The sequence below is a fragment of the Mesorhizobium sp. M0983 genome, assembly GCF_040318975.1.
GTDB lineage: Bacteria > Pseudomonadota > Alphaproteobacteria > Rhizobiales > Rhizobiaceae > Mesorhizobium.
The window spans coordinates 24,792-47,954 of record NZ_JAMYNH010000024.1 but is presented as its reverse complement, the minus strand read 5'-3'; the positions used below and the strand labels follow the sequence as shown (position 1 = coordinate 47,954).

The following is a 23,163-nucleotide window of genomic DNA, read 5'->3' as shown; positions in this document are numbered from 1 at the left end:
GTCATGAGCAAGAAGGGCTATTGGATGGCGATGGTCGATGTCCGCGACCCCGAGGTCTACAAGCAGTACATCGAGGCCAATGCCGCGGCTTTTGCGAAATACGGCGCGAAGTTTCCCGTGCGCGCCGGACGGTATACCAGCCCGGAAGGGCCGACAGGCAATCGCCACGTGCTGGTGGAATTCGAATCCTACGAGACGGCGATCGCCTGCTACGGCTCGCCTGAATACCAGGAGGCCTTGAAGTACAGGCTCGCCGGCTCGACCGGCCACTTTGTCATCGTCGAAGGCGCCTGAAGGTGATCCTGTTTCCGGCGATAGACCTCAAGGACGGCAAATGCGTGCGCCTCAAGCATGGCGACATGGCGACCGCGACGGTCTACAATGACGATCCCGCCGCTCAGGCGCGCGCCTTCGAAGAGCAGGGCTTCGAATGGCTGCACGTCGTCGACCTCAACGGCGCCTTCAAGGGCCAGAGCGTCAACAGCGCGGCAGTCGGCGCCATCCTCAAGGCGACGAACAACCCGGTGCAGCTCGGCGGCGGCATCCGCACTCTGGCGCAGATCGAGGACTGGCTCGACCGTGGGCTGGCCCGCGTCATTCTTGGCACTGTGGCGGTGCGCGATCCGGATCTGGTCAGGCAGGCTTGCAAGGCATTCCCGGGCAAGATCGCCGTCGGCATCGACGCCAAGGGCGGCAAGGTCGCGGTCGAAGGCTGGGCGGAGGCCTCGAGCCTCGGCGTCATCGAACTGGCGAGGAAATTCGAGGGCGCCGGCGTTGCTGCCATCATCTACACCGACATTGATCGAGACGGGGTGCTGACCGGCATCAACTGGGACGCCACCATCGATCTCGCCGAGGCGGTTTCGATCCCGGTCATCGCCTCGGGCGGGCTCGCCTCGATCGCCGACATTGTGCGCATGACCATGCCCGATGCGCGGAAGCTCGAAGGCGCGATCTCCGGCCGCGCGCTCTACGACGGCCGCATCGACCCGGCCGAGGCACTGGCGATCCTGCGTGGCAAACCGATGGCAGGGGCGTCATCATGAAAGTCTCGATTATCCTCGCCCCCTATGACAGCGGGCACCATCATGAAGGGTGCGGCCAGGGGCCGGACGCCATCATCGGCGGTGGGCTCGTCGAAGCTCTGACCGTGGCCGGCCATGACGTCGCCGTCGAAGATATCGGCAAGGTGGGAGACGAGCAGGGGCGCGAAATCGCAACCGGCTTCGCCGTCTGCAACGCCGTCGCGGCCAAGGTCGGCCTCGCCCGCGACGGAGGAGGCTTCCCCATTGTCCTTGCTGGAAATTGCCTGACCGCCGCCGGTGCGGTTGCCGGTGAAGACGCGGATTCGATTATCTGGATCGATCAGCATGGCGATCTCAACACGCCAGAGACGTCCGCCTACGGCTTTCTCGACGGCATGGCGCTGGCGGCGACACTCGGGCTCTGCTGGCGTCCGATGGCGGCAGCAATTCCGGGATTCCGGCCGATGGACCCGGCGCACTGCATGCTGGTCGATGCCCGCGACCTCGATCCCGACGAAAAGCGCCTGCTGGAAACTTTGCCGATCGTGCGCGCCGAATGTGCCGGTGCGCTCGATATGGTGGGAAAGCTCACAGCGGCAGGGGCTGTTCGGGGACATCTGCATCTGGACCTGGATGTCCTCGATCCGGATGTGCTGCAGGTGAACCGCTACACGCATCCGGGCGGTCCGAGTCCGGAACAGCTGCGGCAGCTTGCCTGCGGGCTGGCCAGATCCATCCCGATCGTGGGCGTGACGCTCTCGGCCTACGATCCGGCCTTTGATTCCCAGTCCGAGGTTCCGTCCGTCGTCGGCCAGCTGCTTGTCGACTTTCTTGCGGCGATCGAGAGGATCTGATGCTGAAAGCCCGCGTCATCCCCTGTCTCGACGTCAAGAACGGTCGCGTCGTCAAGGGCGTCAATTTCGTCGACCTGGTCGATGCCGGCGATCCCGTCGAAGCGGCAAAAGCCTATGACGCGGCCGGCGCCGACGAGCTCTGCTTTCTCGACATCACTGCCTCGTCGGAAAACCGCGAGACCATCTTCGATGTCATTACCCGAACGGCCGAACAATGTTTCATGCCGCTGACTGTCGGTGGTGGCGTCCGCCAGGTCGCCGACATCAGGAAGCTGCTTCTGGCCGGCGCCGACAAGGTGTCGATCAATACGGCGGCGGTGAAAACCCCAAATTTTGTCGCCGAGGCTGCCGACAAGTTTGGCAACCAGTGCATCGTCGTCGCCATCGACGCCAAGAAAGTGTCCGCTGCGGGCGAGGCTGATCGCTGGGAGATCTTCACCCATGGCGGCCGCGAGAAGACCGGCATCGATGCCGTCGAGTTCGCTCGGCGGATCGTCGATCTCGGCGCCGGCGAGATCCTGTTGACGTCGATGGACCGCGACGGCACCAAGGCCGGCTACGACATAGCGCTTACCCGCGCGGTCGCCGACGCCGTACGCGTGCCGGTCATCGCTTCCGGTGGCGTCGGCACGCTCGATCACATGGTCGAAGGCATTCGCGACGGCCATGCGGGCGCGGTGCTGGCAGCCTCGATCTTCCATTTCGGCACCTACAGCATCGCCGAAGCCAAGATGCATATGGCTCAGGCCGGACTGCCGATGCGGCTGGACTCGCCGGGTAATCGGTCCTAGAGCCTTTCCGGCTAAGAAGAGGCTGTAAACGCCGTTATGACCGAGTTCTCACTCTCCGATCTGGAGAAGATCATTGGCGAACGCGCACGTTCCGGCGATCCGGATTCGTGGACGGCCAAGCTCTTTCAGCGCGGCATGAGCAAGGCAGCGCAGAAACTCGGCGAAGAGGCGGTCGAAACGGTGATCGCAGCCGTCAGCGCCGACCGGGACGCGCTTGTTTCGGAAAGCGCCGATCTCATCTATCATTGGCTTGTCGTTCTCGGCATAGCGGACATTCCGCTGAGCGATGTGCTCAACGAGCTTGAACGCCGCACCGGTCGTTCGGGCATCGCCGAAAAGGCGTCTCGGCTGGACCGGGGCTGATCGCTGCGGAGGAACTCGATGGACCAGCTCGCTCCTACCGAGAAGTATTCACCCTATCGGTTCTTCTCGGCGGAGCAATGGTCGCGGTTCCGCGCCGATACGCCGATGACGCTCACCGAGGACGAGGTCCGTCGTCTGCGGTCGCTGAACGATCCGGTCGATCTCCACGAGGTCGAGCGCATCTACCTTTCGATGTCGCGGCTGTTGTCGGCCCATGTCGAAGCCAGTCAACTCCTGTTCAGGCAACGCCAGGTTTTTTTCAACGCGCTGGACGTGGCCAAGACACCGTTCATCATCGGCATTGCCGGTTCCGTGGCGGTTGGCAAATCGACCACGGCGCGCGTGCTAAAGGAGCTGCTGGCGCGCTGGCCGTCGAGTCCCAAGGTCGATCTGGTCACCACCGACGGTTTCCTGCTGCCGAACGAAGTCCTGCGCCGCAACAATCTGATGGAGCGCAAGGGCTTTCCCGACAGCTACGACGTCGGCGCGCTGCTGCGTTTCCTGTCCGGCATCAAATCGGCGCAGCGCAACGTCCGCGCGCCGGTCTATTCGCACCTGACCTATGACGTTATCCCGGGCGAGTTCCAGACCATCGACAGGCCGGACATCCTGATCTTCGAGGGCATCAATGTCCTGCAACCTGGCAAGCTGCCGAAGGACGGCAAGATCGTGCCTTTCCTGTCAGATTTCTTCGACTTCGCCATCTATATCGATGCCGAGGAGGCGCTTATCCATCACTGGTATATCGCCCGCTTCATGCGGCTGCGCGAAACCGCCTTCCGCGACCCAGCCTCCTTCTTCCACCGCTATTCGCAACTTTCCGAGGATGCGGCCCGCGCCATCGCCGAGGGCCTGTGGACCAACATCAACCTGAAGAACTTGCGCGAGAATATATTGCCGACCCGCGCCCGCGCCGATCTCATCCTGCGCAAGGGCGCCAATCATCTGGTCGAGGAAGTGGCGCTCCGAAAACTGTGAAATCCCGATTCATTCCTTAAAGTCATCTTAACCCCGTCTTCCTATTGTCAGGCCTGATCTGCGGGCTCGGCAAACAATGAATGCGCCATTCCTAAATATTGATCGGCCGGCAGCGGACCGCGTCGCACATCCGGGCAGCGGCGCCGCCACGATTGCCCTGATCGTGCCGGTCCACAATGAGGAAGGCGCGATTGCCCCGTTCCTGAAGGCGGTGTGCGAAAGCACCGCTCCGCTGAAGGACAATGGCGTTGCCCTCGAGTTCATCTTCGTCAACGACGGCAGCAGCGATACGACGCTCGAAAAGCTGATCGAAGCCCAACAAGCAGACCCTCGCATCCACATAATCGACCTTTCACGCAATTTCGGCAAGGAAGCCGCGATGACCGCGGGCCTCGACAGCTGCGATGCCGATGCCGCGATCCCGATGGACGTCGATATGCAGGATCCGCCGCATGTCATCCCCTTGCTTGTGGAAAAGTGGCGCGAGGGCTTCGAGGTTGTTCTTGCCAAGCGAGCCAACCGGTCGAGCGACAGCTTTCTCAAGCAGCGCTCCGCCTCGATGTTCTACCGCGTTCACAACTGGATCGCGCAGCAGAAGATCCCGCACGATGTCGGCGACTTCCGTTTGATCGACCGTCAGGTCATCCAGGCGCTGCGGTCTTTGCCCGAACGCCGTCGTTTCATGAAGGGCCTGTTCGCCTGGGTCGGGTTCCGCACCGCAAGCGTCGAATATGTCCGCGATCAGCGGATCGCCGGCCAGTCGAAATTCTCCGGCTGGAAGCTGTGGAACTTCGCGCTCGAAGGCATCACCAGCTTCTCCACCGCTCCGCTTGAAATCTGGACCTATGTCGGCGCGACGATTTCCGCGCTGTCGTTCCTCTACGGCCTGCTGATCGTCGCCAAGACAATGATCTTTGGCGTTGATGTGCCCGGCTACGCCTCGCTGCTGGTCAGCGTTCTTTTTCTTGGCGGCATCCAGTTGCTCGGCATCGGCATCATCGGACAATACCTCGGCAGGGTCTACGCCGAGATCAAGCAGCGTCCGATCTACATTGTGCGCCGCAAATATGAGGGAATGAGCTAATGGAGCTCGACGCCTACCGACAGATGGCCGCCACCGAAGACGAGCATTGGTGGTTCTGCGGGCGTCGCGCCATCGCAGAGGCGGTCATTCGCAGCATCGACCTGCCCGAAAAGGCGCGCATCGTCGAGATCGGCGCCGGCACCGGCGGCAACATCCGGATGCTGGAGCAGTTCGGCACCGTGACGGCAGTCGAGATGAGCGATCTCGCACGCAGGATTGCCTGGGAAAAGACCGGCCGCGACTTCCTTGCCGGACATCTGCCGGACAACATTCCTGTCACGCCGCAAAGCTGCGACCTGGTTTGCCTGTTCGACGTGCTGGAACATGTCGCCGAAGACGAGGCATCGCTTGCCGCGATCCGCCAGATGCTGAAACCAGCCGGCAGCGTCATCCTTACGGTGCCCGCACACCAATGGTTGTGGAGCACGCATGATGTGGGGCTGCATCATATGCGGCGCTATTCACGCAATCTGCTGCGTGAACGAATTGAAAGGGCTGGTTTCAGGATCGACCGGCTGAGCTACACAAATGCCGCACTCTTTCCTGTAGCGGCACTGGCACGGCTGGTGGATAGGTTGCGCAAGCCCGCCTTGCCAGCCGGCCATGCAACGCCGTCGAAACCACTGAATGCGGCGATGAAGGCAGTGTTTTCGGCGGAAGGCCGCATCATACCAAATGCAAGCCTGCCCTTCGGTGTTTCGCTGCTGGCGGTATTCCGCAAGGACGACGCCGTCGAAACCGGTCGCCTCGACGAGAAATTGGCAGCTTGACCGCGCAATGGGCACCGGTTCGTATCGTCGACTATCGCGCTTTGCGCTAATTGGCATTGCGTCGACGCTGATCTATGCCGTTTGTGCTCTCCTGCTGTCGCGTGGGCAGGCGACGGCGGCCCTGCCGGCGGCGCTCACATCGTTTGCGGCCTACGCCGTTGCCGCGCTGTTTTCTTACACCGGGCATAAATATTTCACCTTCACCTCGGGCGGCAGCCACGCGATGGAACTGCCCCGCTTTCTCCTGCTCACCGCTTCCGGCCTCGCTGTCGCAATCGCCCTGCCGGGGCTTTTGACCCAGATGCTCGGCGTCCCTGCCGCAGTCCCGATCCTGCTTACCTGCATTGCCGTGCCGGTCATCAACTATGTCGTCCTCGGACGCTGGGTGTTTCGTGGTCTCTAGCGCGCGATCCCTCAGTGAACTGCTGCCCGGTGCCAACCGTTTCTCGCCGTTTGCGGGCGTGGCGGGCGCCCCGTTGCTGCTGGCCTGCCTGGTCGTCATATACGCCGTCTGGCTGACAACAATTGCGATACCGACCAATGTCGACGTGTCATGGCTTCTGGTCGTCTGTGATCGGCTGCTTGGCGGAGAGCGGCTCAACACCGACATCATGGAGACCAACCCACCTTTCTCGATCTGGCTCTACATGCCGTTCATGCTCCTGGAAAAGCTCACCGGCATACGTGCGGAATTCTGGCTGACGCTTGGTGTCGTTTGCCTGAGCCTGGCCAGTCTTTTCGTTTCTGTCCGCATTCTCGCGCGCGATGAACCGGTTTACCGGCAGCCCCATGCGTTCTGGGCAGCAGCGGCGGCCCTGGGCTGGGTTCTCTGTTTCATGCCGGATCAATTCGGCCAACGCGAGCACTTCGCGTTGATTGCCATTCTGCCTTGGGTGGCGTTGCAATGCACACGTCAGCGGAACCCGGATTTCAGCGCCGGCTCGCGCCTGGAGCACATGGTCGCGGGCTTCGGCGCGGCGATCGTGGTCATGGTCAAGCCGCCCTATTTTGCGCTGGCCTTCATGTTGCCGTCACTCTGTCTTGCGGTTGAAAGGCGGTCGCTGAAACCGCTCTTCGTCGTGGAGAACCTGCTTGGCGCTACGATCGTGGCCGCCTATGTCGCGTCCATCGCGCTCTTCGACCGTGCTTATTTAAGCGAAGTCCTGCCCTTGGTCAGCGAGGTCTATCTTCCGTTGAGGGCCTCTACCGCCGATATGCTGGCGAACTGGCCGAAGGTGGTGCTGCTTCTGGCCGCCGCTACCGTGCTTGCGGCCGGCGGCCTGAGGCAGACGAACTGGGACGTCAGGATTCCGCTTCTGACCGCACTGGGGTTCATTCCGGCCTTCATCGTCATGGGCAAGGGTTGGCCCAATCACGCCCTGGCGATGGTCGTTGTTGCAACACTTGCATTTGGCATCCAGCTTCTGCGGTTCGGCACATTCCGCAGTGCAGGCTTCATTCGCAAGGCCGCCCTGATCTTCGGCTGCGTGCTGGTGCTGCAACTAGCGGTCAGGGCACAGTACGCGGCGCTGACGACGGACAACGGCCCGATCGGGCGCTCTGTCGCCGCGATCCGCGCAACGGTCGAAACCCCGACCATCATGTCGATCGCCGACCGGATGCAGGTTGCCCATCCCCTCGCCAGGCTGGTCGACGGCAGGTTCATATCACGCCATCCGAGCGCCTGGGCGGTCTCCAACGCTGACACGCTCGCCCGCGCCACCGGCGATCTCGAACGGAGACGGGAACTTGAAAGCATCCGCGATCGGGTGATCGGCGAATACGCCGCCGAGATATCAGCGAAGAAGCCCGATGTCGTGCTGTCAGGCTCGCCCGCGCGGACAGCCCTGATGCTGCAGGACAAGCGGATCGGAGCCGCCTTGGCCGACTATCGTCTGCTGCACCACGAGCCGGAAATCACTGTCTATCTGCGTTACACGGCGCCTGCGCCGCTCCAAACCAATTGAGCAGAGGCTCCCGGAAGACCATGGCACGGCTGGATCCAATCGCTCCGCTGGACGACGTATGGCTCGAGCTCGAGAGCCTCGGTGCAACATCATGAGCGTCTCGAACGACATTGACGGCTTGAGCCGGTGGCGCGGCCGGAATATCGCGGCGGCGCTGCTTCCTAGCCGCAATGTCCTGGCCATTGCCGCAGTCACCGTGTTCTCCATCGTCTGGCAGCGGCGTTGGGGGACTGTTCCCGATACTAGCTGGCTGATCACGGTATGCGAGCGGATGCTCTCCGGTGAGCGGCTTTACTCGCAGATCCACGAGACCAACCCTCCATTCAGCGTATGGCTCTATCTGCCGCCAGTGGCTGTGGCCAGATTGCTGGGCGCCGCCCCGGAAATCCTGGTTGAGGCCTGGACATACCTTGCCGTGCTTATCGGACTTTCGCTCTCGGGCGTGATCGTCAAGCGCGGGGGTTTCACCGAAACTGCATCACTGTTTGCACTGGGGCCAGCGTTTTGCGCAATGCTGGTGATCTTCCCCGGCAACGCCTTCAGCGAGCGAGAGCATATCGGCATGGCGCTTTTCATGCCGCTGCTTGCGCTTCACGCCTGGCGTGCGCGCAGAGATGCAGCCGCCCAACCAGGCCCGGGGATCGCCGTACTCGCCGGCCTGTCGGGCAGCATTTTGCTGCTGGTCAAGCCCTACTATGCGATCATGGTGTTGGCGCCAGCGCTGGTCGTTGCAGTGCGCCGGCGCAGCCTGAAATCGATCTTCGCCCTGGAACACTGGGTCATTGGCGGCATCTGCATTGTCTATCTCGGCGCGGTCACGCTGATCCATCCGGAATTCCTGCGCGACATCTATCCCCTCTTGGCGGATGTTTATGGAAAGCTCGGCATCTTTTGGCCCATCGTGATCGGCCACGGTTTCGCGTGGTGTTTCCTCGTCTTCCTGATTTGGTGGCTGTGGCCGGCCGGGCGGTTTCCAGAGCTGGCGGCGGTAGCGCTGGCTGCATCGATCGCCGGCATGTTTCCCCTGTTCTACCAAGCGAAAGGCTGGTCTTATCATGCCTATCCCGCGATCTTTTGCGCCGTGGCAGCCATTTTGTGCCTGCTGGCAGTGCCCAGGATCGTGCGGCAGCCGTCGAAGCTGTTGGCGTTTGTGACGGCGCCTTCGCGAGCTTGGGCACTGGCGGGGGTGGCAATCGCTTTCTTGCCATACTGGAGCACCCAGAAACCGGGGCCGGCGCTGGTTGCCGCCATTCGCGCCGCGACCGATCGGCCTACTATTGCGTTGATCAGTTCGGATATGTCCTCGGGACATCCGTTGACCCGCATGATCGATGGGCAGTTCGTTTCGACCCATGTCAGCGATTGGCTCGGAGTGTTCGCGCTTTCCCTGTCCCGGCAGGCAGCCCTTTCCGGTGATACCGCTGAAGCCACGCGTTACCAGGCCATCATGGCGCGTTACGTCGAAAGCAAACGCAAAGAATTCGCGCGTCTGCGCCCGGATATCATTGTCTTCAAGAAAAACAACGCGATGTGGACAAGCCAACTGACAGAGCGTTTTGGCTTTGACGCCATCCTGGCGCACTACCGCATTCTCGTCGAGGACGAGACCGAGCGCATCTATCTGCGCGACGATTATGTCCGGTCGGGCGACCGGCCACCCGAATTGAGCAAGGCCTCGGAAAAACCATGACGCGGCTGGTGGTCGTGGCCGGTCGGCCATTTCCCAGAGCTGGCTGCCGTAGCGCTGGCAGCATCTATTGCCGGCTTGTTCCCGCTGTTCTACCAGGACAAAGGCTGGACGTATCATGCCTACCCATCGATTTTTTACGCTGTAGCGGCTAGTCTTTGCTTGCTGGCCTTGCCGAGAAGCGAGCGGCAATCGGCAGGGCTGCTCTCCCGCCTGGCGGCTCCCCCGCGAGCCTTGGTGTCGCTGGCGATTGTGGCTGCCTTCTTACCGAACTGGGGCACTCAGAAGCCAGGCGCGGTGTTGGTCGCCGTGATACGCGCCGCGACCGATCGACCAAACGTCGCCTTGATCAGTCCAGATATAGACACTGGACATCCACTAAGCCGCATGATCGGCGGCCAGTTCGTTTCGGCCGATCCCAATGACTGGCTTGGAGCGTTTGCAATGGCCCTGTCCCGGCAAGCCACGCTTTCGCGTGACGTCGCCCAAGCCACGCATTACGAGATGATCATGGAGCGTTACGCTGAAAGCAAACGCCAAGAATTTGAGCGTCTGCGCCCTGATATTATTATCTCTACGAAAGTTATCAGGAAAGATGATGGCCCTTGGACAAGCCAACTGATGGAGCGTTTTGGCTTTGACGCGATCCTGGCGCACTATCGCATTCTCGTCGAGGACGAGACCGAGCGCATCTATCTGCGCGACGATTATGTCCGGCCGGGCGACCGGCCACCCGAACAGCCTATTTCGGCATCGTCACCCGACGCAGCGTCAGATTGATGCGGCCGCCGTTCTTGAGCAATGCCGAGGTCGAGGGGTAGATGCGGTCAACGCCGTGAAAGCAGAGGCGGCCTTCGCCGCCGAGCACGACGACGTCGCCGCTCTTCAATCTGAACGATTTGGTGGCGCCGTCGCGCATGGTCTGGCCGACCCGGAACAGGCAATCGTCGCCGAGTGAGGCCGAGACGACAGGCGCGGAGAAATCGCTCTCGTCGCGATCCTGGTGAAGACCCATCTTGGCATCCTGGGAATAGAAATTGACCAGGCAGGCCTCCGGCGGGTGCGCATAGGCAGATACGTCCCGCCACAGTTCGAGCAGCATCTCCGGGATCGGCGGCCATGGCCTTCCGGTCACCGGGTGAGTCGGCTGGTAGCGATAGCCGTGCTCCTTGTCGGTGACCCAGCCCAGCGGGCCGCAATTGGTCATGCGCACGCTCATCTCCTTGCCGGTACGCGGCATCGCCGGCACGAACAGCGGGGCTTCCTGCACGACCTCCCTGATATCTTCCACCAGCACTTCCTGCATGGCGCGCGACAGGTAACCAGGCATATGGCGGACGCCTTTGGGCAGCACGAGCATCGGGTCGCTTGATCCGTTGGTCTGGAAAATCAGAATGCCACCGTCAAACGAAAACGGCGACCCGAAAGCCGCCTCCGGCAGTGGCTGCACATTTCACACCGGCGATCTGGGATCCGAAGCCGATTCGGCTGTCAGTCATCCTCGACCCGGCCACGCATTTTCTTGATCGAGCCGCGCCCGGCTTTGCTCTTCAGCCGTCTTTCGACCGCGCCCTTGGACGGCCTTGTCTTCTTGCGCGGCGGTGGCGGCGGTTCGGCGGCCTTGGCGACCAGTGCCGTCAGCCGCGCCCGGGCGTCCGCCCGGTTCTGCTCCTGCGTGCGGAAGCGTCCGGCTTCGATGACGATGACGCCGTCCTTGGTGGCGCGCTGGCCGGCAAGCTTGATGGTCCGTTCGCGCACACGCTCCGACAGGCCCGGTGCATTGGCAGCATCGAAGCGCAATTGCACCGCCGTCGCCACCTTGTTGACGTTCTGGCCGCCCGGGCCGGACGAACGGATGAAGTCCTCGTGCAGGTCACCCGGATTAATCACCGCATCGTCGGTGATGATGATTTTTTCGTCGGCGTTCATGCCGCAGTCATGGCGCGGCAGGCGAAAAAAGAAAAGGCCCGATCGAAGCCGGGCCTTGAAGCGCGACGGCTATTCAGCCGCTACCTGCATGCGTGGTGCAGCGCCGAGCACGGTTGCGTCGACATGGGCCTCGAACTTTTCGAAATTGTCGACGAACATGCCAACCAGCCTTGCCGCCTGCCGGTCATAGGCGGGCTTGTCGATCCAGGTCGATCTCGGGTCGAGAATGGCGCGGTCGACGCCGGTAACCGTCACCGGCACGTCGAAACCGAAATTGGCGTCGGTCCGGAAGTCGGCCGCTTTCAGCGAGCCGTCGAGTGCTGCCGCAAGCAGCGCCCGCGTTGCCTTGATCGGCATCCGCTTGCCGGTGCCGTAAGCGCCGCCGGTCCAGCCGGTGTTGACCAGCCAGCAATCGACGCCGTGGCGGGCGATGAGCTCGCGCAGCAGATTGCCGTATTCCGACGGATGCCGCGGCATGAACGGTGCGCCGAAGCATGTCGAAAATGTCGCTTCGGGTTCAGTAACGCCTTTCTCGGTCCCCGCCACCTTGGCGGTATAGCCGGAGAGGAAATGGTACATCGCCTGCGCCGGGGTCAGCCGCGCGATCGGCGGCATCACGCCGAACGCGTCGGCGGTCAGCATGATGATATTCTTCGGGTGGTTGGCGCGCCCCGTCTTGCTGGCGTTCGGAATGAAGTGGAGCGGGTAGGCGCAGCGTGTGTTTTCGGTCAGCCCGCCATCGTCGAAATCCGGCACGCGACCGGCGTCGAGCGCGACATTCTCCAGCACCGTGCCGAAGCGCTGGGTGGTGGCGAAGATCTCCGGCTCGGCTTCGGCCGAAAGCTTGATCGTCTTGGCATAGCAGCCGCCTTCGAAATTGAAGATGCCGTGCGGTCCCCAGCCATGCTCGTCATCGCCGACCAGCGTGCGCGACGGGTCGGCCGACAACGTCGTCTTGCCGGTCCCGGAAAGGCCGAAGAAGACGGCCGCGTCGCCGGCGAGTCCTTCATTGGCAGAGCAATGCATCGGCATCACGCCTTTTGCCGGCAGCAGATAGTTGAGCACGGTGAATACCGACTTCTTCATCTCGCCGGCATAGGAGGTACCGCCGATCAACACGATCATGCGCGAAAGATCGACGGCGATCACCGTTTCGCCGCGCGTGCCGTGGCGGGCGGGATCGGCGCGGAACGACGGCAGGTCGATGATCGTCAAATCGGGCACGAAATGCTCGAGTTCGGCGGCTGCCGGCCGGATGAGCAGATTGCGGATGAACAAGGAGTGCCAGGCAAGCTCCGTGATCACCCGGGTCGGCAGCTTCAGCTCCTCGTCGGCGCCGCCGACCAGGTCCTGCACATAAAGGTCCTTTCCAGCCGCATGGGCGCGAAAATCGGCAAGCAGCGTATCGAACTGCCCCGGCGAAATCGCTTTGTTGTTGTCCCACCATACATGCGGCGCGGTGCTTTCGTCGCGCACCACGAATTTGTCCCTGGGCGAGCGGCCGGTGTGCTGCCCGGTTTCGGCGGCAAGCGCGCCATGCGCGGTGAGTCGGGCCTCGCCACGGCGGATTGCCTCCTCGTAGAGCGCGGCCGCGCCGAAATTATAGCGCACCACGCCCGTGGTTCTCAGGCCGATCCGATCGATTGTACATGCAGGATTGCGTTTGCCGGCTTCCGACATGGGTGTCCCTTCTTCGATTTACCGCGTCTTTACCGGCGAATTCCGGAACCCCCATTGCAGGAGCTAAAAACGTCAAAACCAGAAAAGGCGAATGATATCAAATCATTAATCGATTTAAATATTTTGAAAGTTGTTTAAATCGTTTATATGTGCAAAAACACTGATGGTTGCCCAAAGGATTGGCGATGTTCATTCGTCCAATCCATATCGAGGTACAATTGTGGCCGCCGGCATGCCGCGCGTGACAGCGGATAGAGCCTATGCCACATTTTGTACCTAATTTGTCCTGCAAAAGCCCCTTCTCGACGAAAGAAGGGACAGCTCATGAGGGAGCCGCTTGAAATGGCAACAATCGCGCTTGTCGACGACGATCGCAACATTCTGACTTCGGTTTCGATCGCCCTCGAATCCGAGGGTTATCGGGTTGAAACCTACACGGATGGGGCGTCGGCGCTGGAGGGACTGGCGGCGCGCCCGCCGAACCTCGCCATCCTCGACATCAAGATGCCGCGCATGGACGGCATGGAGCTGCTGCGCCGGATGCGCCAGAAATCCGACCTGCCGGTGATCTTCCTGACCTCCAAGGACGACGAGATCGATGAACTGTTCGGCCTCAAGATGGGCGCCGACGACTTCATCCGCAAACCCTTCTCGCAGCGTCTTCTGGTCGAGCGCGTCCGCGCCGTGCTGCGCCGCGCCAGTACCCGCGAGGCGGCCGCCAAGGCGCCCAACCAGCAGGCTCGGTCGCTTGAGCGCGGCCAGCTTGTCATGGACCAGGAGCGCCACACCTGCACCTGGAAGGGCGAGCCGGTGACGCTTACCGTCACCGAGTTCCTCATCCTGCATTCGCTGGCCCAGCGTCCAGGCGTCGTAAAAAGCCGTGATGCGCTGATGGATTCGGCTTATGATGAGCAGGTCTATGTCGATGACCGCACCATCGACAGTCACATCAAGCGGCTGCGCAAAAAGTTCAAGGCCGTCGATGATGACTTCGAAATGATCGAAACCCTTTACGGAGTCGGATATCGGTTCCGCGAAGCTTGAGTCGAGCGGGAGCTGCTATTCGATGGCAGTGGAAGTAGAGCGAGTGAGACGATCGGGCGCCGCCAGGCGCCCGCCGCGGATTCTGCCCGCCTTCGTGTCGAAAATCACGGTGCCGATGCGCCGGTTTCTCGGCCATCACATCTTTTCCAGCCTGACGCGGCGTATTCTCTTTCTCAATCTTGCCGGCCTGGCCGTCCTGGTCACCGGCATTCTCTACCTCAACACCTTTCGAGACGGGCTGATCGACGCCCGTGTCGAGAGCCTGATGACCCAGGGCGAGATCATTGCCGGCGCGATTGCCGCATCGGCGACGGTCGAGACCGATTCGATCAGCATCGATCCGGAAAAGCTGCTTGAGTTGCAGGCTGGCGAAAGCCTCGGCCCGGGCTCCGATCAGCTCGACAATCTCGATTTCCCGATCAATCCGGAGCGCGTGGCGCCGGTGCTCAGGCGGTTGATCTCGCCGACGCGCACGCGCGCCCGCATTTACGACCGCGACGCCAACCTGCTGCTCGATTCCCGCCATCTCTATTCGCGCGGTCAGATCCTTCGCTACGATCTGCCGCCGGTCGAAGAGGAGCAGCCGGATCTTCTGGAGCGCATCCAGAAATTCGTCTTCGATTTCTTCCGCAATAAGCAGCTGCCCGTCTATCGCGAGCAGCCGGGCGGCAACGGTGCCGCGTTTCCCGAAGTGGTCAAGGCGCTTACCGGCAGTCCGTCGACGATCGTGCGGATCTCGGAGCAGGGCGAGCAGATCGTTTCCGTGGCGGTGCCGATCCAGCGCTTCCGTGCCGTTCTCGGCGTACTGATGCTGTCGACCGAAGGTGGCGACATCGACAAGATCGTCGCGGCCGAGCGCAAGGCGATCCTGCGCGTGTTCGGCATCGCCGCGCTGGTTACCGCTATCCTGTCGATGCTGCTGGCCTCCACCATCGCCAACCCGCTGCGCCGGCTTTCCGCGGCGGCGGTCAGGGTTCGCCGCGGTGTCAAGAACCGCGAGGAAATTCCCGACTTCTCCGACCGCCAGGACGAGATCGGCAATTTGTCGATCGCCGTGCGCGACATGACCAATGCGCTCTACGCCCGCATTGAGGCGATCGAAAGTTTTGCCGCGGATGTCTCGCATGAATTGAAGAACCCACTCACCTCGCTGCGCAGCGCGGTGGAGACATTGCCGCTGGCCAAGAACGACAATTCGCGCAGCCGGCTGATGGATATCATCCAGCACGATGTGAGGCGCCTGGACCGCCTGATCACCGATATTTCCGATGCCTCCCGTCTCGATGCCGAACTGGCGCGGGAAGACGCGGGAACTGTCGACCTGAAGAAGTTCATCACCGATCTGGTCGCCGTCTCGCGCGAGGCCACACGCAACAAGAAGGCGGTCGAGATCGAATTCAAGGTCGCCAAACTGCCGCAGGGCGTGAAAGGCTACTTCGTCGTCGGCCATGATCTGAGGATCGGCCAGGTGATCACCAACCTGATCGAGAATGCCCGCTCGTTCGTTCCCGAAGAACGTGGCCACATCACCATATCGCTGGCGCGCGCCGGCAAGTTCAACATCGTCACCGTCGACGACAATGGCCCCGGCATCCGGGCCGACAACATCGATCGCATTTTCGAGCGGTTCTATACCGACCGGCCGGCCGGCGAGGCGTTCGGCCAGAACTCGGGCCTTGGCCTGTCGATATCCCGGCAGATCGTCGAAGCCCATGGCGGCACGTTGAGCGCCGAGAACATCCCGGGCACCAAGCCTGGCGAGATCAAGGGCGCCCGCTTCGTGGTGACGCTGCCGGCCGAAGGCTGACGGATGAATTCCAATCACGCCTGGTCCTATTGTGCAGCCTGAAAACATTCACGGCACCGCCATCCTGATAGGTGATTGCGGCATTCTCATCACCGGACCGTCCGGCTTGGGCAAGACGACGCTGGCGCTCGCCTTGATCGATCATTGCAGCCAGCGCGGGCTGTTTTCGCGGCTGATCGGCGATGACCAGCTCTTTGCTGCCGATTGCGAGGGGCGGCTGGTCTGCCGCGCACCAGTCAGCATAGCCGGCCTCGTCGAGGTGCCGGGATTCGGCCCCAAGCCGATACCATTCGAGCCAAGCTGCGTGATCGACCTCATTATCCGGCTGGTGCCAGCCGGCAAAATGGCCCGCTTCCAGGAAGACTGCAGCGAACTCGTTTTCGGCGTACCAGTGCCGCGCATCGATCTTGCCGGGCGCAATGTCGCGGCGGCCTTGCCGGCAGTGATGTCGCGCCTGTCGATTGCGCCTTTCCTGTGATCCGATTTGGATTTTTTGCTGCAATGCGTCAAATTGGTCTGGGCCGGCGCAATTTTGGGCTTGTCAACGGGCCTTGCGTCGACAAGATAGCGCTCCCGCCACCTGGAACGGTCGGCGAGCATAAAATGCGCCTGTGAAGCGGCGATGACGGGAGCCACCAAAGAATGATCGGACTCGTGCTTGTAACGCACGGTCAACTGGCCGCCGAGTTCCGCAATGCCGTGGAACATGTCGTAGGGCCACAAGACAATTTCGAGACCGTGGCGATCGGTGCCGACGATGATATGGAACAACGCCGCCGCGACATTATCGACGCAGTCGGCCGCGTCGATACCGGATCAGGCGTCATCGTTTTGACCGACATGTTCGGCGGCACGCCCTCCAACCTCGCCATTTCCGTGATGGAATCCGGCCGCATCGAGGTCATTGCCGGCATGAACCTGCCGATGCTGATCAAGCTGTCCAGCGTTCGCAAAGGCGACAACATGGCGGCCGCGCTGGATGAGGCGCAGGCTGCCGGCCGCAAATACATCAACGTCGCCAGTCAGCTCCTGAGCAGCAAATGAGCGCGCTGTTGCCGGAAAAGGACAAGATCGTTCGCGACTTTCCGATCGTCAACCAGCGCGGCCTGCACGCGCGCGCCTCGGCCAAGTTCGTTCAAATTGCCAGCGGCTTCAATGCCACGGTCCAGGTCGAGAAGGACGGCGTCAAGGTCGGCGGCACCTCGATCATGGGCCTGATGATGCTGGCGGCGAGCCCCGGCTATTCGATCCGCGTCACCGCCAGCGGCCCGCAGGCCGAAGAGGTCATCGATGCGCTGGAGCAACTGGTTGCTTCCCGTTTTGGCGAGGAATGCTGACGGCGCTCTCTCGTGTTGGTTGCCGCTGAAGACATGCACGGATAAAGATTTCTTTATATCCCATTGTCGTCCGACTCCCGATCTGCTAGTCAGGCCGGCAACTCGCGCCCTCCCACACGCCTTCGGGGCGGGGCGCGTCCCGCAATCAATTCGCATCGGAGCACTGCCATGACGGGTAGCAAGGATTATGTGGTCGCCGACATCGCGCTTGCCGGCTGGGGCCGCAAGGAGATCGAGATCGCCGAAACCGAAATGCCGGGCCTGATGGCCTGCCGCGAGGAATTCGGCGACAAGAAGCCGCTCAGGGGCGCGCGCATCACCGGCTCGCTGCACATGACCATCCAGACCGCGGTGCTGATCGAAACGCTTAAGGCGCTCGGCGCCGATATCCGCTGGGCTTCCTGCAACATCTTCTCGACCCAGGACCACGCTGCCGCGGCCATTGCCGAGGCCGGAATTCCGGTGTTTGCCGTCAAGGGCGAGACGCTGGAGGATTATTGGGTCTACACCGACAAGATCTTCCAGTGGGCCGATGGCGGCACCTCCAACATGATCCTCGACGACGGTGGCGATGCCACCATGTACATCCTGATCGGCGCCCGCGCCGAGGCCGGCGAGGATGTGCTGTCCAATCCGGGCAGCGAAGAGGAAGAGATCCTGTTTGCCCAGATCAAGAAACGCATGCAGGCATCGCCCGGCTTCTTCACCAAGCAGAAGGAAGCGATCCGCGGCGTCACCGAAGAGACGACGACCGGCGTCAACCGGCTCTATCAGTTGCAGAAAAAAGGCCTGCTGCCGTTCCCGGCGATCAACGTCAATGATTCCGTCACCAAGTCGAAATTCGACAACAAATATGGCTGCAAGGAATCGCTTGTCGACGGCATTCGCCGCGGCACCGACACGATGATGGCCGGCAAGGTCGCGGTCGTCTGCGGCTATGGCGACGTCGGCAAGGGCTCGTCGGCTTCGCTCAAGGGTGCCGGTGCCCGCGTCAAGGTCACCGAGGTCGATCCGATCTGCGCGCTGCAGGCAGCGATGGACGGTTTCGAGGTGGTCACGCTCGAAGACGCGGCACCGACGGCAGACATCGTCATCACCACCACCGGCAACAAGGACGTCGTTACCCTCGACCACATGCGCCTGATGAAGGACATGGTGATCGTCGGCAACATCGGTCACTTCGACAACGAGATCCAGGTGGCGTCGCTGCGCAACCTGAAATGGACCAACATCAAGCCGCAGGTCGATATGATCACCTTCCCGGACGGCAAGCGGATGATCCTTTTGTCGGAAGGCCGTCTGCTCAACCTCGGCAACGCCACCGGCCACCCGAGCTTCGTCATGTCGGCGTCCTTCACCAACCAGGTGCTGGCCCAGATTGAGCTGTACACCAAGCCCGGTCAGTACGAGAACCAGGTCTATGTCCTGCCGAAGCATCTCGACGAAAAGGTCGCGCGCCTGCATCTCGATAAGCTCGGTGCCCGCCTGACCGAACTGTCCGGCGAACAGGCCGCCTATATCGGCGTCACCCCGCAGGGACCGTTCAAGCCGGAACACTACCGCTATTAACCACGGCGAAACTTGCCACTAGATATTGAAGCCGGGCGATTGACTTTTCGCCCGGCTTTATTTTTGCGCTGATTGATTCTTCACGCCGATTCGCGCAAGCGCTATGGTGCTGATTCGCGGTCCGGGGACGAGGCCCGGGCGCACGCATCAGGGCGGTCTTGCATTCAGGCGGCGAAGAGGACCAAGACATGCCGGGGGATAACCCGCCTTGCGCGGGACAGGCCGTTTCCGGCGGCCATAACGATTCGATCACGGGCTCCGCTGCCAGAGGCGGCAGCCTTTTATGCCGTGCCGGCAGCCGTGTCGGGGTGCTGCTTGCTTCTTCCGCGCTGGTTGGTCCGCTGCTTGGCTTTGCCGCACATGCCCAAACCCGCGTGGCGCAAAAGGCCGGGCTGTCGGTCAGCACGGTCGAGGTCATGCAACTCGCCATGTTTGTCGGCGTCATGGGGGCGGCATTGCTGTCGGCCATCTTTCTGATCCGCGAAAGGGCGCGCACCGCGGCGGAAAATGCCGAGCTCAGGACCCGCATCGCCGACGTCAATGCCGCGCTGCAGCGCTCCGAGGCGCTGCTCCATTCCCGCGACCAGCGCGTGGTCGTATGGGCCGCCGAAAACAAGAAACCCGAGCTTGTCGGAACATTGCCGATCGAGAGCGGCGCGCCGGAGGACCGGGCGGCCTTCCTGGCTTTCGGCCGCTGGCTGATGCCGCGTTCGGCGGCCGCGTTGGAACATGCCGTGGCGGCGCTGCGGGACAAGGCAAAGCCCTTCGATCTGGTCATCGAATCGCAGGCCGGCCAGCCGCTCGAGGTTCACGGCCGCAAGAGTGCGGCGCATGTATTGGTTCGCTTCGTCTCGCTTTCGGAGACACAGCGAAGCCAGGCCAGGCTGAAGATCGAGAACCAGCGCTTGGCCGCCGACCATGAGACGCTGATCGGACTTCTCGATGCGCTCAAGATGCCGTCATGGCTACGCACCGTCGACGGGCGGCTGAAATGGGTCAACCGGGCCTATGCCGAAGCGGTCGAGGCCGAGAATGCCGAATCGGCGGTTCGTGACAGCAAGGAATTCCTCGGCGGCCAGGCGCGCGACACGATTGCTGCGCAGCACAAGTCGCACCCCGTCTTCGAACAGACGCTCTCCACTGTGATCGAAGGCGACCGCCGTATGTTTGCCGTGACCGACTTTGCCGGGGCGGATGGTTCGGCTGGTCTTGCCTGCGACATCAGCGCCATCGAGGCCATTCGCGCCGAGTATGAGCGGACCGTGCAGAGCCACGCCGATACGCTCGATCAGCTCAACACTGCCGTGGCGATTTTCGATACCGACGAGAAATTGCGGTTTTTCAATCAGGCGTTCCAGAAACTATGGGGCCTCGACAGCGGCTTCCTGCACAGCGCGCCGGACAACGCCTTGCTGCTCGACCGCCTGCGCAGCGAAGGCAAGATTGCCGAGCAGCCCGAATGGCGGCGCTGGAAAGAGAGCTTGCTCGGCGCTTATCGCGCGGTTGAATCGCAGGAGCATTGGTGGCATCTGCCGGACGGCAAGACCATTCGCGTCGTCGCCAACCCGCAGCCCAAGGGCGGCGTCACCTGGGTGTTCGAGAACCTGACCGAGAAGATGGACCTTGAAAGCCGCTACCAGACCGCCGTCCGGGTTCAGGGCGAGACGCTCGACAACCTTGCCGAAGGCGTCGCTGTATTCGGTCCCGACGGCAGGCTGAGATTGTCCAACCCGGCCTTCGCAGCACTGTGGGGGCTGGATGCCGATGCCTCAAAACCCAACGTCCATGTCTCGACGATCCGCGACCTTTGCGACCGCCGTGCCGTCGACAGTCCGTGGGGCGGGTTCGTTGCCGCCATCACCGGCTTCGACGACGAGCGCCGCGACCGCCACGGCCAGACCGAATTGAACAACGGCACCGTTTTGCGCTACGCCGTCATCCCCTTGCCCAACGGCCAGGTGATGATGACCTTCGTCGACGTTACCGACAGCGTCAATGTCGAGCGGGCGCTGAAGGACAAGAATGAGGCGCTGCAAAAGTCCGACCAGATCAAGAACGAATTCGTGCAGCACGTCTCCTATGAGCTGCGCTCGCCACTCACCAACATCATCGGCTTTACCGAGCTTCTTTCACTGCCGTCGACTGGTCCGTTGAACCAGAAGCAACGCGAATATATCGGGCATGTCGGCTCGTCCTCCTCGGTCCTGCTCACCATCGTCAACGACATCCTCGATCTGGCGACGGTGGATGCCGGCATCATGGAACTCGACATTTCCGAAGTTCACATCGATCGAACCATTACAGCCGCCGCCGAACTGGTCGCCGACCGACTGGAGGAACATGCGATCAAGCTTAGGATCGACGCGGCGGCCGCGCCGAAAACCTTCCACGGCGACGAAATCCGCGTCCGCCAGATCCTCTACAATCTGCTCAGCAATGCCGCCAATTACGCGCCGGAGGCGAGCACCATAACGCTCGCCTGCCGCCAACTTGCCGACGGCGTGGAATTTTCCGTTCACGATGACGGTCCCGGCATGCCGCCGGACCTGCTTGACTCAGTGTTCCGGCGCTTCGAGCCGCGCACCAATGGCGGCCGCCGCCGCGGCGCCGGGCTCGGCCTGTCGATCGTCAAGAGCTTTGTCGAACTGCATGGCGGCAGCGTCCGCATCGAGACCGGCAGGGACAAGGGCACGACGGTTGTTTGCGCCTTTCCCGACACGCCGTCCGGCATCCGCGCGGCGGCCGAGTAGCGCGTTCGATGGCGGTATTGGTGCTCGAGCGTTTTCTCGCCGACGAGGCTGCGACGGCAAGGCTTGGTGAGGACCTCGCCATGTCGCTGCGCATTGGCGACGTGCTCGCTCTCAAGGGCGATCTCGGCGCCGGCAAGTCGACCTTGGCGCGGGCGCTGGTCAAGGCACTGGCCGACGATGCCGGCCTCGACGTGCCGAGCCCGACCTTTACGCTGGTCCAGAGTTACGACACGCGTGTGCCGGTCCATCATTTCGATCTCTACCGCTTGGGCGCGGCATCCGAGTTGGACGAGCTGGGTTTCGACGAGGCGCTGACGCAAGGGGCCGCACTGGTCGAATGGCCGGAACGGGCAGAGGCATATTTGCCGAAAACCTCGGTGCTGGTCGAACTTCTCCAGCAGGGCGACGGCCGATTGGCGAGACTAGCGGGAGGGGGCGCCGCCTTCGAGCGCGCGGCGCGATCGCTGGCCATGCGCGATTTTCTCGGCCAGGCCGGTTGGGGCGAAGCGCAGCGGCGATATTTCATCGGTGATGCCTCGGCTCGCTCCTACGAGATCGTCACGCTCGCCGGATTTCCGCCGCGCGTGCTGATGAACTCGCCAAGGCTGGTGCTCGGACCGCCAGTCCGCGACGGCAAACCCTATGCCGAGATCGCCCACACCGCGCAATCCGTTTCGGCGTTCGTCGCCATTGACCGTGCCTTGCGGGCCGGCGGCGTCAGCGTCCCGGAAATCCATGCCCAGGATCTCGACCAGGGTTTTCTGCTGCTGGAGCATCTCGGGTCCCAAGGGTTCCTGGACAAGCGCGGCCAGCCGGTGGCCGAGCGCTACGCGGCGGCGGCCGAACTGCTTGCCATGATGCACGGCAAAACATGGCCGGCCAGCATGCAGGCCGGCCCCGGCGTCTTCCACGAGGTGCCGCCTTTCGATCGCGACGCCATGATGATCGAGGCCGAATTGCTGGTCGACTGGTATGTCTCTGCGATATCAGGCGCTCCGCCAAGCGAGGCGTTGCGCGCCGGTTATCGCAGCGAATGGAATGCGGTGCTCGATCGGCTCGAGGGGCGCGAATACACGCTAATGCTGCGCGACTTCCATTCGCCCAACCTGATCTGGCGCGGTGACCGTTCCGGTCACGATCGTCTCGGCGTCGTCGATGTCCAGGATGCGCTCATCGGTCCGTCAGCCTACGACGTCGCCTCGCTCGCCATGGACGCGCGCGTCACCATTTCACCTGAAATCGAAAAGCACACGCTCGCCGCCTATATCGCCGCGCGACGCGACGCCGGCGTCTTCGATGAAGACGAATTCCGCGAAACCTATGCAATCATGGCTGCACAGCGCAATTCCAAGATCCTCGGCATTTTCGTGCGGCTCGAAAAACGCGACAGCAAGCCTTATTATCTGAAGCATCTGCCGCGCATCCGCGATTATCTTCGCCGGGCGCTGGCGCATCCGGCGCTGGCCGGGCTGCAGGATTTCTACATCGCCCACGGCTTGCTGGAGGAACGCTCGATTTGAAGGCTAAG

23 protein-coding genes are annotated in these 23,163 nt (G+C 62.2%); 20 read left to right on the top strand and 3 right to left on the bottom strand.

Going from position 1 to position 23,163, the window contains the following annotated elements; genetic code table 11:
* Positions 1-3: 3 nt before the first annotated feature.
* The 12 genes from NKH71_RS28315 to NKH71_RS28260 all read left to right on the top strand — a co-directional run bounded on the left by NKH71_RS28315 (position 4) and on the right by NKH71_RS28260 (position 10,299).
* Positions 4-294, top strand: a complete 291-nt coding sequence (locus tag NKH71_RS28315; protein ID WP_352484487.1) for a DUF1330 domain-containing protein — start codon at positions 4-6, stop codon at positions 292-294.
* Between the two features lie 2 nt (positions 295-296).
* Positions 297-1,046 carry a 1-(5-phosphoribosyl)-5-[(5-phosphoribosylamino)methylideneamino]imidazole-4-carboxamide isomerase gene (gene hisA / locus NKH71_RS28310; protein ID WP_023718265.1) on the top strand — a complete coding sequence of 250 codons (750 nt, stop codon included), beginning with the start codon at positions 297-299 and terminating at the stop codon, positions 1,044-1,046.
* Complete coding sequence (locus NKH71_RS28305; protein WP_023718266.1) at positions 1,043-1,879, top strand: arginase family protein; 837 nt, start codon at positions 1,043-1,045, stop codon at positions 1,877-1,879. The genes hisA and NKH71_RS28305 overlap by 4 nt, the downstream gene beginning before the upstream one ends.
* Positions 1,876-2,670 (top strand): imidazole glycerol phosphate synthase subunit HisF, encoded by a 795-nt coding sequence (hisF, locus tag NKH71_RS28300; RefSeq protein ID WP_023718267.1) that lies wholly within the window; start codon positions 1,876-1,878, stop codon positions 2,668-2,670. Before NKH71_RS28305 ends, hisF begins: the two co-directional genes overlap by 4 nt.
* 36 nt (positions 2,671-2,706) lie before the next feature.
* Entirely contained in the window at positions 2,707-3,033 is a 327-nt protein-coding gene (locus tag NKH71_RS28295) for a phosphoribosyl-ATP diphosphatase (RefSeq protein ID WP_254815934.1), read from the top strand.
* An 18-nt stretch (positions 3,034-3,051) separates the two neighbouring features.
* Complete coding sequence (gene coaA, locus NKH71_RS28290; RefSeq protein WP_023718269.1) at positions 3,052-4,011, top strand: type I pantothenate kinase; 960 nt, start codon at positions 3,052-3,054, stop codon at positions 4,009-4,011.
* A gap of 76 nt (positions 4,012-4,087) precedes the next feature.
* Positions 4,088-5,095 (top strand): glycosyltransferase family 2 protein, encoded by a 1,008-nt coding sequence (locus NKH71_RS28285; RefSeq protein WP_031193759.1) that lies wholly within the window; start codon positions 4,088-4,090, stop codon positions 5,093-5,095.
* Positions 5,095-5,865, top strand: a complete 771-nt coding sequence (locus NKH71_RS28280) for a class I SAM-dependent methyltransferase (protein WP_023718271.1) — start codon at positions 5,095-5,097, stop codon at positions 5,863-5,865. Before NKH71_RS28285 ends, NKH71_RS28280 begins: the two co-directional genes overlap by 1 nt.
* 7 nt (positions 5,866-5,872) lie before the next feature.
* A complete protein-coding gene (locus NKH71_RS28275; RefSeq protein WP_023718272.1) occupies positions 5,873-6,268 on the top strand; it encodes a GtrA family protein in 396 nt (131 codons plus the stop codon).
* On the top strand, positions 6,258-7,832 hold the full coding sequence (locus tag NKH71_RS28270) for a hypothetical protein (RefSeq protein ID WP_156948044.1): 1,575 nt from the start codon (positions 6,258-6,260) through the stop codon (positions 7,830-7,832). Before NKH71_RS28275 ends, NKH71_RS28270 begins: the two co-directional genes overlap by 11 nt.
* A gap of 196 nt (positions 7,833-8,028) precedes the next feature.
* Positions 8,029-9,522, top strand: coding sequence for a hypothetical protein (locus NKH71_RS28265; protein ID WP_352591231.1), 1,494 nt, complete (start codon positions 8,029-8,031; stop codon positions 9,520-9,522).
* 75 nt (positions 9,523-9,597) lie between these two features.
* Positions 9,598-10,299 (top strand): hypothetical protein, encoded by a 702-nt coding sequence (locus tag NKH71_RS28260; protein WP_352484484.1) that lies wholly within the window; start codon positions 9,598-9,600, stop codon positions 10,297-10,299.
* Here the strand turns inward: NKH71_RS28260 and NKH71_RS28255 are convergent.
* The 3 genes from NKH71_RS28255 to NKH71_RS28245 all read right to left on the bottom strand — a co-directional run bounded on the left by NKH71_RS28255 (position 10,262) and on the right by NKH71_RS28245 (position 13,128).
* Positions 10,262-10,879 (bottom strand): alpha-ketoglutarate-dependent dioxygenase AlkB, encoded by a 618-nt coding sequence (locus tag NKH71_RS28255; RefSeq protein WP_352484500.1) that lies wholly within the window; start codon positions 10,877-10,879, stop codon positions 10,262-10,264. The two genes, NKH71_RS28260 and NKH71_RS28255, sit on opposite strands and share 38 nt — an antisense overlap.
* A gap of 131 nt (positions 10,880-11,010) precedes the next feature.
* On the bottom strand, positions 11,011-11,448 hold the full coding sequence (gene arfB, locus NKH71_RS28250; RefSeq protein WP_023718277.1) for an alternative ribosome rescue aminoacyl-tRNA hydrolase ArfB: 438 nt from the start codon (positions 11,446-11,448) through the stop codon (positions 11,011-11,013).
* Between the two features lie 69 nt (positions 11,449-11,517).
* Positions 11,518-13,128 (bottom strand): phosphoenolpyruvate carboxykinase, encoded by a 1,611-nt coding sequence (locus tag NKH71_RS28245; RefSeq protein ID WP_352484483.1) that lies wholly within the window; start codon positions 13,126-13,128, stop codon positions 11,518-11,520.
* A gap of 342 nt (positions 13,129-13,470) precedes the next feature.
* On the opposite strand from NKH71_RS28245, the gene NKH71_RS28240 reads away from it, so the two are divergent.
* The 8 genes from NKH71_RS28240 to tsaE all read left to right on the top strand — a co-directional run bounded on the left by NKH71_RS28240 (position 13,471) and on the right by tsaE (position 23,155).
* The gene (locus NKH71_RS28240; protein WP_023677547.1) at positions 13,471-14,172 is read left to right on the top strand and encodes a response regulator transcription factor; all 702 of its coding nucleotides are present in this window, start codon (positions 13,471-13,473) and stop codon (positions 14,170-14,172) included.
* 22 nt (positions 14,173-14,194) lie between these two features.
* Positions 14,195-15,979, top strand: a complete 1,785-nt coding sequence (locus NKH71_RS28235; protein WP_352484482.1) for a sensor histidine kinase — start codon at positions 14,195-14,197, stop codon at positions 15,977-15,979.
* A gap of 31 nt (positions 15,980-16,010) precedes the next feature.
* Positions 16,011-16,457 carry an HPr kinase/phosphorylase gene (locus NKH71_RS28230; protein ID WP_352516065.1) on the top strand — a complete coding sequence of 149 codons (447 nt, stop codon included), beginning with the start codon at positions 16,011-16,013 and terminating at the stop codon, positions 16,455-16,457.
* Between the two features lie 164 nt (positions 16,458-16,621).
* A complete protein-coding gene (locus tag NKH71_RS28225) occupies positions 16,622-17,023 on the top strand; it encodes a PTS sugar transporter subunit IIA (protein WP_023718280.1) in 402 nt (133 codons plus the stop codon).
* Positions 17,020-17,316 (top strand): HPr family phosphocarrier protein, encoded by a 297-nt coding sequence (locus tag NKH71_RS28220; protein ID WP_023718281.1) that lies wholly within the window; start codon positions 17,020-17,022, stop codon positions 17,314-17,316. The genes NKH71_RS28225 and NKH71_RS28220 overlap by 4 nt, the downstream gene beginning before the upstream one ends.
* Before the next feature lie 168 nt (positions 17,317-17,484).
* A complete protein-coding gene (gene ahcY, locus NKH71_RS28215; protein ID WP_352495247.1) occupies positions 17,485-18,885 on the top strand; it encodes an adenosylhomocysteinase in 1,401 nt (466 codons plus the stop codon).
* 188 nt (positions 18,886-19,073) lie between these two features.
* Positions 19,074-21,635, top strand: a complete 2,562-nt coding sequence (locus tag NKH71_RS28210; protein WP_352484479.1) for a sensor histidine kinase — start codon at positions 19,074-19,076, stop codon at positions 21,633-21,635.
* A gap of 8 nt (positions 21,636-21,643) precedes the next feature.
* The gene (gene tsaE / locus NKH71_RS28205) at positions 21,644-23,155 is read left to right on the top strand and encodes a tRNA (adenosine(37)-N6)-threonylcarbamoyltransferase complex ATPase subunit type 1 TsaE (RefSeq protein ID WP_352895542.1); all 1,512 of its coding nucleotides are present in this window, start codon (positions 21,644-21,646) and stop codon (positions 23,153-23,155) included.
* The last annotated feature ends 8 nt before the right edge of the window (positions 23,156-23,163 follow it).

Coding starts and splice junctions, on each gene's coding strand:
- NKH71_RS28240 (WP_023677547.1), top strand. CDS start 13,471: ATGGCAACAATCGCGCTTGTCGACGACGATCGCAACATTCTGACTTCG.
- NKH71_RS28245 (WP_352484483.1), bottom strand. CDS start 13,128: ATGTCGGAAGCCGGCAAACGCAATCCTGCATGTACAATCGATCGGATC.
- NKH71_RS28275 (WP_023718272.1), top strand. CDS start 5,873: ATGGGCACCGGTTCGTATCGTCGACTATCGCGCTTTGCGCTAATTGGC.
- coaA (WP_023718269.1), top strand. CDS start 3,052: ATGGACCAGCTCGCTCCTACCGAGAAGTATTCACCCTATCGGTTCTTC.
- NKH71_RS28295 (WP_254815934.1), top strand. CDS start 2,707: ATGACCGAGTTCTCACTCTCCGATCTGGAGAAGATCATTGGCGAACGC.
- NKH71_RS28285 (WP_031193759.1), top strand. CDS start 4,088: ATGAATGCGCCATTCCTAAATATTGATCGGCCGGCAGCGGACCGCGTC.
- ahcY (WP_352495247.1), top strand. CDS start 17,485: ATGACGGGTAGCAAGGATTATGTGGTCGCCGACATCGCGCTTGCCGGC.
- NKH71_RS28225 (WP_023718280.1), top strand. CDS start 16,622: ATGATCGGACTCGTGCTTGTAACGCACGGTCAACTGGCCGCCGAGTTC.
- NKH71_RS28210 (WP_352484479.1), top strand. CDS start 19,074: ATGCCGGGGGATAACCCGCCTTGCGCGGGACAGGCCGTTTCCGGCGGC.
- NKH71_RS28255 (WP_352484500.1), bottom strand. CDS start 10,879: ATGCTCGTGCTGCCCAAAGGCGTCCGCCATATGCCTGGTTACCTGTCG.
- NKH71_RS28305 (WP_023718266.1), top strand. CDS start 1,043: ATGAAAGTCTCGATTATCCTCGCCCCCTATGACAGCGGGCACCATCAT.
- arfB (WP_023718277.1), bottom strand. CDS start 11,448: ATGAACGCCGACGAAAAAATCATCATCACCGACGATGCGGTGATTAAT.
- NKH71_RS28280 (WP_023718271.1), top strand. CDS start 5,095: ATGGAGCTCGACGCCTACCGACAGATGGCCGCCACCGAAGACGAGCAT.
- tsaE (WP_352895542.1), top strand. CDS start 21,644: ATGGCGGTATTGGTGCTCGAGCGTTTTCTCGCCGACGAGGCTGCGACG.
- NKH71_RS28315 (WP_352484487.1), top strand. CDS start 4: ATGAGCAAGAAGGGCTATTGGATGGCGATGGTCGATGTCCGCGACCCC.
- NKH71_RS28220 (WP_023718281.1), top strand. CDS start 17,020: ATGAGCGCGCTGTTGCCGGAAAAGGACAAGATCGTTCGCGACTTTCCG.
- NKH71_RS28235 (WP_352484482.1), top strand. CDS start 14,195: ATGGCAGTGGAAGTAGAGCGAGTGAGACGATCGGGCGCCGCCAGGCGC.